A 15,674-nucleotide genomic window follows, 5' to 3' on the forward strand; every position below is an offset into this window, starting at 1 on the left:
GCTTCTGCAAGCAGCGAAGATGGTTTGATCGACGCGAAACAATTGCTGCATGCCGGGGTCTAGTCATCAACCGGGCAGATGTTTGAAGTGGCCGTGAGGAGCGATAGTGTGGCGCGCGCACGACTTGCAAGCGCCTGACGCCGAAAAGCCAATCGCCAACCGTAACTCCGATGCTGGGTCTCCGGGCCGCCTTGGATGGCCGGAACCGCAGAGGCCGATGAACTTGATATTGAAGATTGTAGCAGTGGCAGCGATTTTTCTTGGAGAAGCGCTTTCGATATTCGCCGAGTTGATTGCCTCACGGCAATTTGGGAAGGCCGGCGGTGATCTGGCAATGCTGTTGCCGATGTTTCTCCTGATATCCTTCGGTGGAATCCTCCTCGTTTTCGGATATGCGCTGGGCTACATGCATCTGAAGAATATCTGGATCATTGTCGCGATATCTGTGGGAGCTATTCTGGTAGTGGAACCGATGCTCACCCTTCTGCTCTTTAGAGAGGTGCCGACAACCGGTTCGTTGATCGGGCTGATGTTCGGCGCGATTGGTACGCTCGCTGCCATATTTCTATAAGGGGGATCTGACCGGGCCTGGATGGGCGCCGGCTTCGGCGACATGTAGTTGGAAAAGACTTCCGCAACGTCGATTCTGCTCGATTCGGATCGGAAAAAATGTTGTTGCTGATCGGCGTTCAGCGTCTCATGACAATCGGTGTATGGCCGCTGGGTTGGTAAGCTCTTCGGTCGAAGTCTCCTTACCGGATAGCGGGACGCGTACGGCGGCCGTAGGTCAGCCAATCGATATACGCTGGCCATTTCTGCCTGACGACAATTCGCCGTTCAGGAGGCGAGCTTCTCTCCTGGCTGCTCTCTAGCTTTGGGATGCCTTGACCTAGTTCGCGTCGTAAGAGCCATCGGCATAGGGGCAGGACTTTTACGGATCGCCTCGCGGCCGATACTGCCGCGGTCCGCAGTACAGATCTTGACCAGGGCACGTCAGGCCGCGGTCACGTATCTCAGTTGATTATCCCGCAACTGACGCAGTCATCCCGCATCGCTGTCTTCAGCAACACAGGAGCTGCGATGGAAATGGAACCCAAGGCGACATCGGCTTTCTTTTGCATCCGGGAGAACGTTCTTGGTCAGCTACTCGTCAGCCAGGCGGTCTATCCAGACAGACTGCGCATTCCCTACTTTATCGGAGATAAAATATGACGGGCATCGGCCGAGCTGGCACATCGCACGTTGAGGCTGCAGGAGCCGACAGCACCGGGGAATTGAACAGTTCGAGCGTGGAGCCCAGCCTGTTCCCTGGGGAACGCAGTCAATCCTTCGACGCCGTCGTGGAGCGGATGCGCTCCGGGCCTCAAGATAGAACCTCGGCGCTCGCGATCCAGCCGCCAACGCGGGACGAGATCAAGGCAGCAAAGCGAGAATTGAGCAACTTGCTTGAGGAGCTTGAAACTTGTCGTCGAGCCGCCAGGCACGCCCGGGACTTGCCCGAGGCGCAAGAGCTGATCGATCAAGTCGTCAAAGCGGGCTCAACAGTTCTGGAGTACTACGCGAATCTGCCCACTGATCTGGCGCGCCGCATTCTGCCGGACGACAGGGCTCGCCGGCTCCGCGATGACACGCTGGACGCGGCCAACGAATGTGACCAGGTGGCCAAGAAGATTGTCGACGGGCTGGAGAAGAACAGAAGGAAAGCAGCAGACCTGCTCGACAAGATCAAAGACACCGCTTCGCCCGCCCAGCTGAGCCGCGTGGTTGCAGGCGTGGCGGACCACTATGTGGCGTGTATGGAGTGGTGGGGAAAGAAGGCGTTGCGCTCGGAGCGGATGCAGTCAGTCTGCGCAGCTACTGCCAAGTTACCATGTAGCACGCCCGAGATGCAGAACAACGAAGAGGCTGCACTAAGGCTGCATACCGGCTGGGCGCTCTATACGAAGTGCATGTATCTGCAATCGCGGATAGCTCTCGCGCAGCTCTTGATTAACTCGCAAGCGAGCACGTTCGAACCAGACGTGCGCAGCACCCTCATGGACGACAGCGGTCGAGTGCGTCTGCTCGGGACCTTCATCGAAGATGTTTTTCCGGCATTCGTCTCGACGGCCGGCGCCGTTCTGAAGAGCGATGGAGCGGCGCTCGACGCTGAGCACCGCGCCGTTCTGGAAGGTGTCATGGAGCGTCTTTCGGAATTTGCGTCAGGACTGAGCGGCATCGTTGCCAGCCTGAGGGAGGCCGGAACGCGAGCCGACCTCCCGTTGCGGTTGCTGGACGAGACTGTGGAAGGTGCGTGGGTTACGGCGAACGACGTCATGCGGCTGCTGGCATTGCAGCCGAAGACGGAAGCCACGATTGAGCCGCCGGCTTGGGCTGCGCTGCCGGAAAATACTGCCGTCGTCGGCGAAGGTAATCCAGCGCGCAGAAAGGGAAAAGGAAAGCGGGCAGCGGCCGCAGGCGAGGCGAGTTCGACGGCCCGCCCGTCTGAGCCGCAACTCGCCGGGCCCAATGCCGCCACGGCCCAGACGGGCAAGGTTATCGTGCTCTCGGATCTCGGTACCAAGAAACTCGCGACCGCCGAGGAGGCACGCGCATCATCCTCTGCTACCGAGCACCTCCAGATGTGGCAGGCTCCGCCCTCCAGGAAAGCACTGGCGGGATTACTTGAGCGATTGGATGAGCTTCTGCAGTTCAATCTGCCGGCTCAGCAAAGCGCCGTCTCCCAAGCGCGCCAGATGAAGCCCGAGGACGCCGAACACGTCTTGGGTCGCGTCATTAAGCGCTTGCAGACGCAGGCCTCCGAGATTGAGGCCTGTGTCGCCGCGCTGGAGGAGCCTCGCCGACGGGGCCTGCTCACGGCTGCGCAAGTGCGCGAAGTGCACGAGAAAATAGTCCGGCTCAAGGGAATGTGGTCCGAGGTGCAGGGACAGGCAAACTCATTGAACGCGCGAAAGGCAGCAATCACGAGTGATTGCATGAAGACCTATGCGTTTCCATCGCAAAAATACCTTGAACAGTTGCAGGCGGCGGGGGAACTGGCGTCAGTGGATCCACCGCGCGCCTTGAAGGGAGAGCCAGGGACGCTGTTCGAAATCAAGCTGCAGCCCAAGGCGCTGCGCAGTGGTGCGACGCCAAGGCCGATGTGGGTGCACATCCATACCAAGCGGCCGGTACATGCCTGGCAATTGGCAACGCTAGGCGATCGCGAATTCGCCGCTTGCCACGTGAAGTCCGACGAACAGCGCGGCTACAATCAGCACTGGCAGAGCGCTCGAGCCGCCGAGGGGTACGAGAACGTCGTGATCCACCGCGGCAAGCTCACCCCTGCGTTCTGTAGGTCCTTGTTGAGCACCGCCGCTGGCCCCTATCCGTGGCACCCCCTTCCCGATCCGGAGCACGTGTCGGCGCAGATGGCTCGACTGGGAATCTAGTGAGCTGGTTGTCTTGCGGCATTGTGCCGTTCAGTTGCAGCTTTCATGCCTACAGATCGGCTCGGCGGATTGCCTGAGCAGCACCCAGCCTTTCAGGCTCCATCTCCCAAAAGGATGGAGCCTGGGCGAGGCTTGTCAGCCGGCGATCCGGACAATTGTCGATCGCCGGACAAGCAAGCTGCCATTACGAGCGTGGCGAAGATCGGCACTCGGGCGAGAAGCTAGGCCACTTCGGGGGCAATGCGCCTCAGCACCGTCTCCCAAGGTTACCAACGCGTCGCCAGATAGTCCGCAAAGCCGCTACCCTCCTGGTCCCGCACTGTCGCCACGTACTCGGGGCGGTCGAAGCCTTGCGGTTTGGCCTAGAGTCCTTCTCGGCGATCAAGAACTCCCTTGTCCATCTCGTCCGGAAGGTGCCGCAGGGGCCGTTGGGAGCGCACTACTCGAACCCATGCAATCCACTGCGTCCCAGCCCGCAAGCGAAGTCCGGGTGCAGTTCGGGAGTTGCGAGTGCTCCGAGAAATGCGCGGACCACTTTGAGCGGGGAGAAGGGCGGACCACAAACGGCTTCGCTGGTTCTTTGAGGCTCAATCAAGCCCGCGGAGATGTCCAAACTTATTCATTCCGTAGATAGAACCAATCAAGACAATCAATTTTACCATCGCGGGGTCGTCATATAGGACCATAGAGGACGGCTGGGGCTATACAAGGGAACGAATCGAATGAAAAAATTGCTGTTTGTAGCTGCGAGCGTCGTCGCGCTTGCAACGGCGGCGGTGCCGACTTTTGTCGCTGAGGTCGCCGCGCAACCGGTCGACGCCAAGGTGCAGGTAGCCGATACATCATATCCTGAATGCGAGGAGGACCCGTTGGAGGGTATCTGCGATCTCTTCTTTTGCTTGACCGACCCCGCGTGCGTGAAGCCCTGACAACGGAAAGCTCACCAAGAGGAGAATGAGGATAGAGGCCTCGTACACCGACCGCTCGTGGGAACAGCGGTCGCGTCCTCTTCGCGCCCTGCAGACGATGCGAGGCGCGCCATCTTCGATGTTCTCTTAGGTGACAATTCCGCCCGAGCAGGGCCACAACATCGAGGTGAGACTTGTCACGCGAGCACTGCTGGCGCAGCCCTTGCCCAATGATTGGCGAACTCGGTTGGGAACAGCACCGGGACAACAATCAGCGCCAAGGCCGCTGGTGCCAGGCTCATAATTCAGTCCACAAAAATACGTGACCAAGCAATGGGTGTTCGGTTTTACAGCTAACGATGAGAATTGCTGAAGTTGATATCTGAAAGTTCTGTTGGAGCTGGTGCGGTTACCATTGATATGGCACGCCTTCTTGTGCGGGGCGTACCATGTTGCTCTTCCAGCCGATGGCTCCAAAGCCATCATTCGTAATGGGCCCTTCGCCTGCTTGGCGCACGCCTTTAGAGGGCCGCGGCGCCCCTTAAGAAGGGGTGCTTACTTGCTAGCTAACGCCGCCGACACGGTTTGGGAGAATCTGGTGAGCAAGGCTCGCGAGTTTATCGATTTGGCGTAAACTGCGTTCACGCGGTCGAGCAGTATCGAACGGCTGGCGCATCACAGGATGTGGCTGAACTCACCTGGCGCATTATCGAGCCTGCAAAGGGGCATGGTATTTCGGAAGCTGCTGTGATCGGTGATATGTCCCGCTAGGTCGCAGACCGACTCAAAGCATTGAACAAAGCTGACAGCGAATGGCGCAAAGCTACCCAGCTATAACGGACCATTCTTTAGGAGAAAACGAAAGCTTGAGAGCCAACGCAAGTTCAAGAAGAAGGCGCGGTTGGAACTGGGTCTCGTGCAAAGCGAATGCTTCAGACAACGTTCCCCATCTCTCAGGCCGATCTACATGTGCCGACGGTGTGGGGCGGCCGCGATATGAGCCGGAAGGACCCGTGATGCTATCACGGGCTTGACTTGTTCGCAGCGCTCTGAAGTTTCGACGGTGCGGTCTCGGGCATCATAAGCATGGCACAGAGCCCGGCTGCGCTAGCGGCAAGCATGTACCAGGCCGGCGCCAGCGCGTTTCCGGTTACGTGGATCAGCCAGGCGACGACGGGTTGAGCGGTGCCTCCGAAGATCGCTATCGCAAAAGCGTAAATCGTCGCGAAGGCGCTACCGCGAATGTTCTTGGGCAAACCTTCGGCCATACTCACATAGAAGGCGCTATACGGAATCGTTCCGATGAGGGTGAGCGCGCCGAAGCCTCCAAGAAGCGCCAGGGCACTGCGGCTCTCTGCGATCCACAAGAACACCGGATAGGTCATCAGCAACGCAGTGAGCTGCGGCCATATCATGATGTGTCGGCGCCCGGCCCTGTCGGCGAGCCAACCGCCCAGAAGTGCGGCAGCAATTCCTACTGTATTGCTGACGAGCGGGGTCGCAAAGGCGAGAGGCGCGGAAACTTGCAGGGTGTTCAGCGCATAGGTGGTCATATATCCCGTGACGTAGGTGATAATCGTGCAGCTGGCCAAGATGACGAATCCCAGGCTCATGATGCGGCGAGCGGCAGGCGATCTTCTTACAGGCTGGACGACGGGAGGTGGGACTTCGGGGCGGTGCAACGTTTCGGGCAAGGCGCTCCGCAACCAAAGTCCGAAGGGCAGCGTACCGGCGCCGAGCAAAAGCGCGATCCGCCATCCGTACGCATTGAGTGCCTCGCTTGTCATGGTGAGGGAGAGTATTTCCCCAACCAACGCTCCGGCCGTCGCAGCTATCTGTTGGCTCGCAGGCTGAAACGAGACAGCAAGACCGCGGGCTTGCGCCGGGGCCGCTTCCATCAAGTAGGCAGTAGTCGGACCGACTTCACCTCCGAGAGCGAAGCCCTGCAGCAAACGCGCAAAAATGGCCAGTGAGGGAGCAGCAATCCCTATTGTCTCATAAGAAGGCGTAACAGCCAATACAAGTATCGCCGCGCTCATCATGGCAAAGCTGGCGGTCATCGCGGGCCGGCGCCCGACTCGATCCGAGTACGAGCCGAGCACGATGGCCCCGATCGGTCTGGTCACAAAACCTGCGCCAAACGTCGCGAGCGACAGCATGAGGCTGGCGAAAGGGTCCCTCGCCGGGAAGAATGCCTGACCGATCTGGATCGCGAAAAAGCTATACGTCCCGAAGTCGTAGAATTCGAGAATATTGCCGATCGTTGCGCCCAACACAGCGCGGCTTGTCAAGCGTTCGTCTGCCGGAACGAGGACGGGCTCCAACTTCTCTCGAGTAAATTGCCTGGCCATCCTCGACCTGTCTGGAGCGCGATCCCCGGCACGAACATTTCGACAGTAAGGTCGCGGGCGTTGCATCCCGCTTGCCGGACACGTCTCTACGTTGATGATCTAACACGGCCACCACTGCGCCGGTCCACCTGTAGCTGAAGCGTGTCACGACGAAGCTCATAATAACGTGTGCAATAAAAATGCCTGCCTCTTCCGGCTCCCATTCAACCCTTGAACTGATCGCGGCCCTTGCCAGCAACGACAGTTAAGAGAACCCGCTGCGGTTGTCGGGCGGCCCCAGACATTCCGCTGCTGTGCAGTGGCGAGTTTGCGACAAAATTGGCGGGTGCCGAACAGATGGCGCCAGCTCTGATCTGGCGATCGCCGCCCTGAGGAAGCGATCGGCGGCGACTCCAGCCAGGACATCGTGCGCTCGTCGGCTGGGCCATGGGGCGGCGACGTGCTTAGAGGGCGTGGGCCGACGCGAACTCAGGCTTGGCTCGGCGTGCCGGCATAGGAATAAAGCTAACCCGGACGCCAACAAGAACGCCGAGTTCCAGCGTCTAACCCACTGCGTCGTGGCAGGCTCGGCAGTGCGGTCTAATGTTCGGAGCAATCGGGGCAGATGTCGCCGATCGAGGCCAAAACGTCACGCAGCTCGGCGAGAGCGTCCTCGGGCGAGAATCTCTGCGGAGTATCGAAGCGGGTTAGATCGAAGGCGCGCTCGCGCGCATGTGGATCGGCTCGATCCAGCATCCAGCCGTGCTTCTCGGATTCACGAATGGCGCCGGCCTCCTTCAGCAAGCAGATCGCCCAACCACGGAGCGTGCGGATTGCGGGCCGACTTGCTTTCGTGCAGCACGATCGCGTCGCATTGATAGCTTGATCTGCGTCTTGAAAGCCCTCGCGAGGCACGCGAACACTGGCACCACTTTTGCTCGCTTATGGGTCGCTGACGGGCAGATCTCAGTTGGAGATTTAGAATGTCTGAGTTGTCGAAGCGGAACGTACTTGCGCTACCCTTTGTGGCCATGATCGGTTTATTCCCGGCATCCGCGAAAGCGCCGATCTGGAGTTCGAGTGATCGATACGGCACCTATTCGCTTGATGGCTATTCCTGGAATAACGACGTATATGGCCAAGGTGCTGGCCCTCAGACGATCTCTGTACATGCGGTCGATCGATGGAGTGTGTGGTCGAACCATCCTGATACCGGCGGCATCAAGAGCTATCCCCACGAGGCGTTCAATGTTGGTAAACGGCTGAGCGCGATCAAGACCCTGACTTCGAGCTTCGATCAGAGCGTCCCGGCTCGCGGCCGTTGGAACTTCGCGTACGACATTTGGGACAGCTCGAATACCTATGAGATAATGCTCTGGACCAATTACACCGGGAATCCCGATGGAAGTGGCGATGTCAAGCCCATTTCTTACCACTACACTTCCACAGGGGGAGCCGCGATTCCAGTCCACACAGGCGTCGACGTGGGAGGGACGACTTGGAATGTGTTTGAAGGCTGGAACAACCACAAGGTCATCTCGTTCCTGCGCGCGTCCAAGGCCAACGCAGAGACCGTGGACATCAAGAGTATCCTGCTATGGATAAGATCGAAAGGGTATTTCGCCGATATAGTCGTCGGCAGCGTCCAATATGGTGTTGAGATAACCTCAGCCCCAGGCGGCTTAAACTTCGACGTCAACCATTGGGCCGTGACCTCGAAGTAACCGCTTTGTGGCCATAGAACCCGAGCACCGTAGCTCCGCGCTCCACGTAGTTCGCCGCTTCGGCAGTGTGACTGAATCGCAATGCCTTTCCGAAGCGGCTTGGTGTTGCGGCCCTTAGCACAAACCCACTGCTGCGGTTCGATCGAGCAGTTCGTGTGTCGGGTTGCTTACATTGAGGTCTCCAAAACGCTCCGAGTGGAGGGAAGGCAACCATATGAGGACGTCAGTCATTACCGCGCATCCGCGGCACACTCGCTTCAACCGCGGCGGCCGCGGTGTCCTGCTCGGTGCCTGCATGTATGGAGGTGCCAATTCCTTCGGGTTCACCGCGATGACGCCGGCCCAGCAGGTCGCCAGCGCGGTCGAATTCAGTGCCGTGATCGATCCGCAATACAAAAGCCAATTCGAGAACGGCGTCGCGGTGGCGCGGCATAGTCTGCCGTTCACGCTCGGCTGCGCCGGCGAATGGACCGAGGCCGAACCCGCGCGATCCTCGGCCGAATGGCGTCGCACCGCGGTTTGATCTGGGGCTGCGCAGTTATGGCCATCAGTTTTGGCGCACTTGCGATGATCGAGCGCTACGTCAGCGTTCGCGTGAGCGCCGTCGCGAGCCTTGGGATCGTATTCGCGGCACTCGCTGTTCAGCATGTTACATTCACGAACTGGTTTCTCGGGATCGCCCGGCCGGGGAAGCCGGGGACAGATGTCACATCCTGGCTTCAATGATGTCGGCGTTCGCGTTGGTAGGCTTCGCAGCGAGCGGCTTTGTCGCGGCGAGATTAGGCTACGGGGACACGCTGATATTGCCGGGCCTTGGCTATGCTTTATCAGCCTTGCTCGGCGTGGCATTGCTCCGTCAATCTGGCATCGAAGAGCCTGGCGTCGGTTGGCTTCCTTGGAGCCATTCGAACAATCGGTGACTGTCTCGCGTTGCTTCCACCTCGCGCCAGTCTTCTGGCTGATCGATAGCGCTGGTCGAGGCCCTCTCAGACGCTCTTGAAATGGGCGGCCAGAATGTCCGTTTCGCTGACCCGGTCATTAGAAAACATGTCCAATTCACTACGAATGGGAGCCACCGGTTCTTTCTAGTTTTGTATTGGTGGCATTTATACCGTGCGCGTGGTCTTAGTGTCTAATCCGGCGATTTCTGGGAGCGCTTTGGCGGCATCAGTGTGTACGCGCGTCTTGCTTCCGGCAAAGATTCGTTCGGTGGATCACCGTTTGGCGTTCCGCCGAAGCTGGCAGAGGTGATGCTGCGGGTAGGTGAGGATGATCTGCTGATCTCGCTTTACTACAAAAAACCGGAATGACTGCTCCGCGATCGGGACGGCGATCGCGCCAGCAACAAAACTGAGGGCGGCACTTGCCCAGACTGAGCGGTTCGTTGAAATTGCTCCGTAAAGGAAAGGGGGAGCCTACGGCGGCCTGGGCCTGGCCGGGAAGCGATATCCCGGAGGGCCTTCAAGAACCCGCTGGTCGCCGCCCTGACCTGGCACGCAGAGACACAGAAAGCTATGGGCGAGCAATCGACAAATTTGCCGAAGGTGCCGCCTGTTCAGATGGATCGCGAGACGGAGGAACTGGCAAGCAAAATCGCGGAACGCGCGAGAGAGGCACGCCATCAAGCTGCCCCCTTACCAGAAGGTCCAGTTCGCGACCCACTACTTGAAAAAACTAAACAGTGCGACGCAGATTCCCGATACGACCGTTGCGCAGCGCTGAGGAAGACGGGTGTCGGAAAATTTTGAGGCTTCATCGTTTGTCGCTCCTCCCAGCCGAGAGGATTCGGCGGCGAAAACTCTAGCCAAAAATGGTCCAGTTTAACGGCCTCAGCTCCCTTGAATCGCACGTAGCGTCAAGTTGTATCTCAGATGGGTAGGGACGGCTTGCCATGGCGGCCTATCCTAGCAGCCATTTCGTCGCGGACCGGACCGCGCATGGCTTCCGGGCCGGCTTGAGCTATGCCAAGAGGTGAGGCTCCCTTGGCCGCCTCAGTCAGGACGGTTGAACGGGCGAGTAATCATGGCTTTTGAGACACAGCATCCAGTATTCCAGGCCTTGCGCGAGCGTCTATTACTGGGCCATTGGCTACCCGGCACAGCCTTGAAGCCTGCCGACATTGCCGATGAGCTTCGCGTCGGAATTTCGCCCGTACGAGAGGCTTTGATAAGGCTGACTGAGCGCGATGTGGTGCAAAATGTCGACCACAAGGGGTTCAACGCCAGGCCGATCGACCCACATCAAGCCATCCTGTTCTGCAATATGCTGTCGCAAATGTATGTCGATAGCATCAGCGATTTCACCAAGGCGAAGCTGATTGATGAAGTGGCGGCAAGCTTCTGCGGTGAAATTGAGCCCATCTACGCAAGCAATGAGGATCCCGCCAAACTCTTCTTGAAAGTAGGCGAGTGCTATCGGCGCGCGTTGCTGGTCAAACAGCATCGCCACATTGCGGATCACGTCGCGGACGTCGTTTATGTCTACCTTTCACGCGCAATGGGAACACGTCCGTACTACAGCGATTTGCTTGTCGAAAGCCAAAGTATTAGTGCGTTGATGGTCGAAGGGCAGCACAAAGGCGCAGCCCGTGCTATCCAGGACTTTTTCAGGCGCCGGGTCACGGAAGTTATGCGAGCGCAGGCGAGGCTCTCGCGGATGCCGACCACGACAAATCTAGCACGTAGTCATGTGGACTTATCACGCCCCGGCGGTGCGTGATTGCTATGATCGTCGTGTCCGACGCGAGTTGCCGAAGTTCGGCGAAGATTCCGCGCTCGGTCTGCTCGTCCAACCCGGAACTGGCCTCGTCGAGGAGCAACAGCTGGGGCCTTGCGATGAGTGCACGGGCGATCGCAAGGCGCTGCCTCTCGCCGCCGCTTAGCAATTGGCCCCGCTCGCCGACGCGGTAGTCCAAACCGTCCCGCAAGGAGGTCACCTTATCAGCCAGATGGACGCATTCTAGGGCGCGGAATACGTCCGCATCGGAAAACGGGCGGCCCAGCAGAATGTTTTCGCGGATACTCAGATTCATTATCATAGGCTCTTGGGGCACGTAACCTACGTGCGCCAAGTAATCTTCCGGATCGATCGTGGCCAGGTCCAGAGAGCCAACGCGTACCAGGCCGCTGTAGCCTTGATGCATTGTTAACAGGAGTTGCATAAGCGTCGATTTGCCAGTGCCCGACCGTCCGATGATGAAGTTGATGACGCCGGGCTTGAACTCGCCCGTTATCCCAGAGAGAAGCGGCGAGGCGGCTCGCTCATAACCAAACGAAAGCGCGCTGATGGAAATGGTGAGTGAGCCCGATATCGGCATAGTACGCTTGAGCATAGCGGGTCGTGCCGCTGGGGCATGGGCATCAAGCAGCGCCTGCAGCGGCCGGGCCATGCCACGCGCAACGACGATGTCCCGAATTGACATGCCGATAAGCTCGAAGGGCCGGTTCAGTTGAACCAGGATCATGCTCACCATGACGAGCCCACCTATCTCGCCCGACCGGTTATAGAGCCACAACGAAAGTCCCAAGATCGAGGCATACTGAACGAACAAGAGGGTCGCTTGCAAAGCGCCGTAGCGCAACCGGACTCCATAGAACGTGAGCCAGGCTCGGCGCGTGGCGGCGGCCTGGCGGTCATACAACTCAGCTATCCAGGGTTGAGCGCGGAACGCCCTGAGCGAAATGATGTTTTCGATTGCATTTCCTAAAACGTTCGAGCCCTCGTTACTTGAGGCCTGTGCCTCAGCCTGATACACCTTTGTAACTCTATTGCTCTTCCACGTTATCAACACGAGGACGGCGCCGTAGGCTAGAACGAACAGCGCCACAAACCAATTTGCTGCTCCACCGACGGCAAGGAACGAGAACGCAACATCGGCGACCCCGCCCATTAGCACCATCAAATAGAGCTGGATGTAGATCTTATTGGACTGCTGCCAACTCTCTACCATTGCCGAAATCTTGCTCGAATTGTTTTGAGCAAACAGCGATCCCTTGGCACTCACCAGAGCGGCCATGATCTTCTTGCTGGAGAGATTACGAACGTCCTGTTCCAGCCTGTTCAACAGAACCGCCTTGACCTCCTGCAAGCACCGAGCAAGCGCGGCCGTAATGGCAAACAGCAACAGCAAACTGAGCGTAAGAAGCGGCGGCGCGCTGGCCAGCCGGTCGACGGCCCGTGAGAACAAGAGCGGCCCGGCGACCGTGCAGCCAGACGCTGCAATGGTCGTGAGCAAGAAGCCCGCGACAAGAAGGCGGGAAGATTGCAGGCTCGTCTTGACTATGTCCCATTGGAGCGGGGGCAAGAGCGGCTTACCCCAGTTCATAAAGGTCCATCCAATCGGCAACAGCGCAGAGACGAACGAGTGCAAATGCTGAGTCGTAAGACAAATTGTCGATAGCAGAACGGAGGAGATCGCGGGAGATCAAGCCTTGCCGATACAATGCACTACGCTCGACACGTGACACCAAGGCACCATATTCGTACCGCATTAGCATGTCGCGCCCGGCACCTTTGCCAACCCGATAGTAGATCACGTCGGGCAAGTGTTCCCGGAAGGCCTCGCGCTCAAGTGCACGATCAATTCCATTTGAGTGATGATGTCGGCGAGCCGTGACGAGACCTGCCTTGATGAGCGGCCAGAATACAAACGCCTTTCGCTCTTCTACCGAAATGTCTCGTAGTGCGATGCGATTGAGCTCCGCGTTACGCATGCCGAAGAACTGAAACAATCGCGTCGTCGGCAGGTGGCGTAGGGACCTGGCGCCTGGTACGAGCTCTGCACCCAAATCCGGCCGCACTGACGCGACAGGCGACTGCGGCCGATGCTCACCGAGCATCTGCCGGCGTAAGTCCCGGCCGCTCCGACCGGTGATCACCTCGCGAAGAACACGCCAGACAGACGCTCGAGCCTGAATCGCAAGGCCGGCGAGCTCGCGCAATGCCTCTTGTGGCGATCGGGATTCGGCAAGCAGCTCTCTGGCCATCGTCAAGCGGCGCATTCTGAGAAATAGTTGATCGCCTCCATCTCCTGTGAGCACCAGGCGCGATCCTGCAGCCTGCGCAGCCTCATGAAGTTGAGCCGTTGTGGCGATCGTGGCCGCTAACTTACAAGGTCGCGGCGTTGGAGCCAGCAATTCTGACGATAGGTGGGTCATCGACGAGCGAGCATTCGTTTCGACATAGGTTGGCACGCCGCCCACCTGCTCGGCTAGCGCGGCAAAAAAGAAGCGTTCGTCACCATTGACGTCCGTCTCTGAGTAGCTGTTCAGGAGGGAAAGGGGCCTGCTTCGATGGAGGTCAGCCGCAGCCAGCGCCACTACCGACGAATCAAGGCCCCCGGAACATTCAATACTGAAAGCATCGCCATAGCGGCGCGTTTTGTGAGCGACGCTCGCCGAGATCAATTGGCGAAAGCTGGCCACGTCATCCTTGAAAGAGACCGCCGAGGTGTTGAGCCTGGCTACGGCGCCCGCCAGAAAATCGACTTGCCGAAAAGTCCCCCTTGAGACGATGAGCGCCGCGCCACTCAGTAGCTCAAAAATCCCACACAACCCTGTTTCCGGGGTCAACCAGGACGCGTTGCAGATCAGGCCAGTCAAATAGCCAAAGTTGAAGGCTTGGCGTTGCGCCAAGGCGGCATCTGGCAGCTTCAGTCCTGCCCAGCACTCAATCTCATCATTTCTGACCTGGTAGAAGATGGAGATCTCCGAGAAAGGGGGGCGTACGATCGCGATGCCACTTGGCGCGCGAACAATGAAAGCCGCATCGCCAGCGTACCGCTCCTGCAGCAAAGCGACAATCTCCGGCAGAGACGTGCCTTTGAAGTGTGTTGGCTCCAATTCAGTTGGCATGCCGGTCTCGGCGTCAACAATATCGTTGAGCACCGTGATTTCCACGCGGCCGTTTACAATGATGGTGGCAAGCTCCTTGGCTGAATCCAAGAGCCCGTCTACATTGAGTCTCATTTCTCGAATCTCAAGATCACGCTGTACTCCTCCACAACACGCTTCGCGTCGTTCAAAATGAGGTCGCCAGATTGCAGCCAGGCGTGGGCTCTGAAAGGTGGCTGCTTCACACCCACGAGGAGCTCGAGTGATGCGATGTAGGGATAGAAAAACAGATAGCCCGCTACGGAATCCTCAAGACAGCGCGGGCGGCGGAACCGAAGATTGCGCAGATGTTGGAATACGCTGGCGTAGTAATGGATTGTTTCGATTCCCATGGACACCGGTGCCGTACCCCGCCGCGAGGCACGTAAAAAGTCGAGTTGACGAGCGATGGTCTGGCTGCGAATGAAGCGAGCAGCATGAGCCGCACGCGCATAGTGCCACACCAGATGGAGGGGTGGGAGAAAGGCTGGCGGTGAACTCAGGCAATCGCGCAACTTTGCCGTCGTCTCGGTTAGCCGTTCACGCTCCTCCGGACAAGCTGCAGATGTGCTCGCCATGCTGTAACGATTGGATTGCAGGTCGAGGCTGATCCAACGCCCGTTAGACCACGCATGAAATATGTCGCTCACAGCAGCGATCCCTTGCCCACCGTCTCAAACTGATGGGATGGGCCGAAGTCCATCCCATCAAGACGGTCCGCATCAATCGGAATCATCCACGAAATAATAATCACCGGTCGTGTGTTCTGCGCGCCACGAGCCCCCAAAGCCTTTTGTGAGCTCGGTGGCGTCCCCGAGGTCCTGCAGCGTGTCATTGATAGCGGCGTCATTGATAGCGGTTGTATTCATCCACTTTCTCCAGAGTGACCGGCATATCGCCAGCGCGCGGAAGCTAGCATCGTGATATAAAATAGGGCTTTTATTTTTTTGGTATGATGTCGAGCGATTCGAAAAATAGTTTGACGTTGCGGAAGATGCGGGATTGGGGCGACGAGGCAATTAGGTGGCGCGTTTGCCGCCAGCGGCCGAAGGGACGATTAGCGGGCGATTCAATCACCTATGATCATGCGTGCCCTGAGCCTTCCAGGATTAGTTCGAGGGAAGGTTTCATCGCCGGTTTTCATCAAAACTTGCCAAGAAAGCGCCCGCGACAAGCTGAAAGGGGGACGACTACTGTCGGCGGACGCTGCGGCGGCGAAGTCATCGGCGCCTCTTATATGAAGGCCCGCGGCATGTCGTTGCCGTGCAATCCGAGCGCGCGCAGCTGATGCAGGATGGCGAGATTAGGCGGCAATATTGCAGAGTGCGCGCATATACGGTTCGTTCCTACAAAGAGCTGTTCGACGATAACGATCGAGATTTTTCTTACTTGAACAAATGGCGGCTAAAGC

General features: G+C 58.3%; 13 protein-coding genes. 7 read left to right on the top strand and 6 right to left on the bottom strand.

Features of this window, described 5'->3' with window-relative positions; all coding sequences use genetic code 11:
- Positions 1-217: 217 nt before the first annotated feature.
- From ACNJX8_RS08710 to ACNJX8_RS08720, 3 genes are all read left to right on the top strand, one after another.
- Complete coding sequence (locus ACNJX8_RS08710; protein ID WP_439360267.1) at positions 218-571, top strand: hypothetical protein; 354 nt, start codon at positions 218-220, stop codon at positions 569-571.
- A gap of 637 nt (positions 572-1,208) precedes the next feature.
- A complete protein-coding gene (locus tag ACNJX8_RS08715; RefSeq protein ID WP_439360268.1) occupies positions 1,209-3,431 on the top strand; it encodes a hypothetical protein in 2,223 nt (740 codons plus the stop codon).
- Between the two features lie 722 nt (positions 3,432-4,153).
- Positions 4,154-4,360, top strand: coding sequence for a hypothetical protein (locus tag ACNJX8_RS08720; RefSeq protein ID WP_128947667.1), 207 nt, complete (start codon positions 4,154-4,156; stop codon positions 4,358-4,360).
- A gap of 1,001 nt (positions 4,361-5,361) precedes the next feature.
- On the opposite strand, the gene ACNJX8_RS08725 is transcribed toward ACNJX8_RS08720, so the two are convergent.
- A complete protein-coding gene (locus ACNJX8_RS08725; protein WP_439360269.1) occupies positions 5,362-6,690 on the bottom strand; it encodes an MFS transporter in 1,329 nt (442 codons plus the stop codon).
- Between the two features lie 579 nt (positions 6,691-7,269).
- The gene (locus ACNJX8_RS08730; protein WP_439361851.1) at positions 7,270-7,548 is read right to left on the bottom strand and encodes a hypothetical protein; all 279 of its coding nucleotides are present in this window, start codon (positions 7,546-7,548) and stop codon (positions 7,270-7,272) included.
- A gap of 104 nt (positions 7,549-7,652) precedes the next feature.
- On the opposite strand from ACNJX8_RS08730, the gene ACNJX8_RS08735 reads away from it, so the two are divergent.
- The 4 genes from ACNJX8_RS08735 (at position 7,653) to ACNJX8_RS08750 (ending at position 11,111) form a co-directional block, all read left to right on the top strand.
- Positions 7,653-8,393 (top strand): GH12 family glycosyl hydrolase domain-containing protein, encoded by a 741-nt coding sequence (locus ACNJX8_RS08735; protein WP_439360270.1) that lies wholly within the window; start codon positions 7,653-7,655, stop codon positions 8,391-8,393.
- 214 nt (positions 8,394-8,607) lie between these two features.
- On the top strand, positions 8,608-8,916 hold the full coding sequence (locus ACNJX8_RS08740) for a hypothetical protein (protein ID WP_439360271.1): 309 nt from the start codon (positions 8,608-8,610) through the stop codon (positions 8,914-8,916).
- Between the two features lie 649 nt (positions 8,917-9,565).
- Positions 9,566-9,703 (top strand): hypothetical protein, encoded by a 138-nt coding sequence (locus tag ACNJX8_RS08745; RefSeq protein WP_439360273.1) that lies wholly within the window; start codon positions 9,566-9,568, stop codon positions 9,701-9,703.
- A 712-nt stretch (positions 9,704-10,415) separates the two neighbouring features.
- Positions 10,416-11,111 carry a GntR family transcriptional regulator gene (locus ACNJX8_RS08750; RefSeq protein WP_439360274.1) on the top strand — a complete coding sequence of 232 codons (696 nt, stop codon included), beginning with the start codon at positions 10,416-10,418 and terminating at the stop codon, positions 11,109-11,111.
- On the opposite strand, the gene ACNJX8_RS08755 is transcribed toward ACNJX8_RS08750, so the two are convergent.
- The 4 genes from ACNJX8_RS08755 to ACNJX8_RS08770 all read right to left on the bottom strand — a co-directional run bounded on the left by ACNJX8_RS08755 (position 11,020) and on the right by ACNJX8_RS08770 (position 15,132).
- A complete protein-coding gene (locus ACNJX8_RS08755; protein ID WP_439360275.1) occupies positions 11,020-12,717 on the bottom strand; it encodes an ABC transporter ATP-binding protein in 1,698 nt (565 codons plus the stop codon). The genes ACNJX8_RS08750 and ACNJX8_RS08755 overlap by 92 nt on opposite strands.
- Entirely contained in the window at positions 12,704-14,335 is a 1,632-nt protein-coding gene (locus ACNJX8_RS08760) for an asparagine synthase-related protein (RefSeq protein WP_439360276.1), read from the bottom strand. The genes ACNJX8_RS08755 and ACNJX8_RS08760 overlap by 14 nt, the downstream gene beginning before the upstream one ends.
- A gap of 20 nt (positions 14,336-14,355) precedes the next feature.
- Positions 14,356-14,913, bottom strand: coding sequence for a lasso peptide biosynthesis B2 protein (locus tag ACNJX8_RS08765; RefSeq protein ID WP_439360277.1), 558 nt, complete (start codon positions 14,911-14,913; stop codon positions 14,356-14,358).
- 72 nt (positions 14,914-14,985) lie between these two features.
- Positions 14,986-15,132: a hypothetical protein gene (locus tag ACNJX8_RS08770; protein WP_439360278.1), complete on the bottom strand. Its 147-nt coding sequence runs from the start codon at positions 15,130-15,132 to the stop codon at positions 14,986-14,988.
- Positions 15,133-15,674 lie beyond the last annotated feature (542 nt).

Origin of the sequence: Bradyrhizobium sp. SPXBL-04 (assembly GCF_051853035.1) — a bacterium.
Classification (GTDB): Bacteria; Pseudomonadota; Alphaproteobacteria; order Rhizobiales; family Xanthobacteraceae; genus Bradyrhizobium; species Bradyrhizobium zhanjiangense.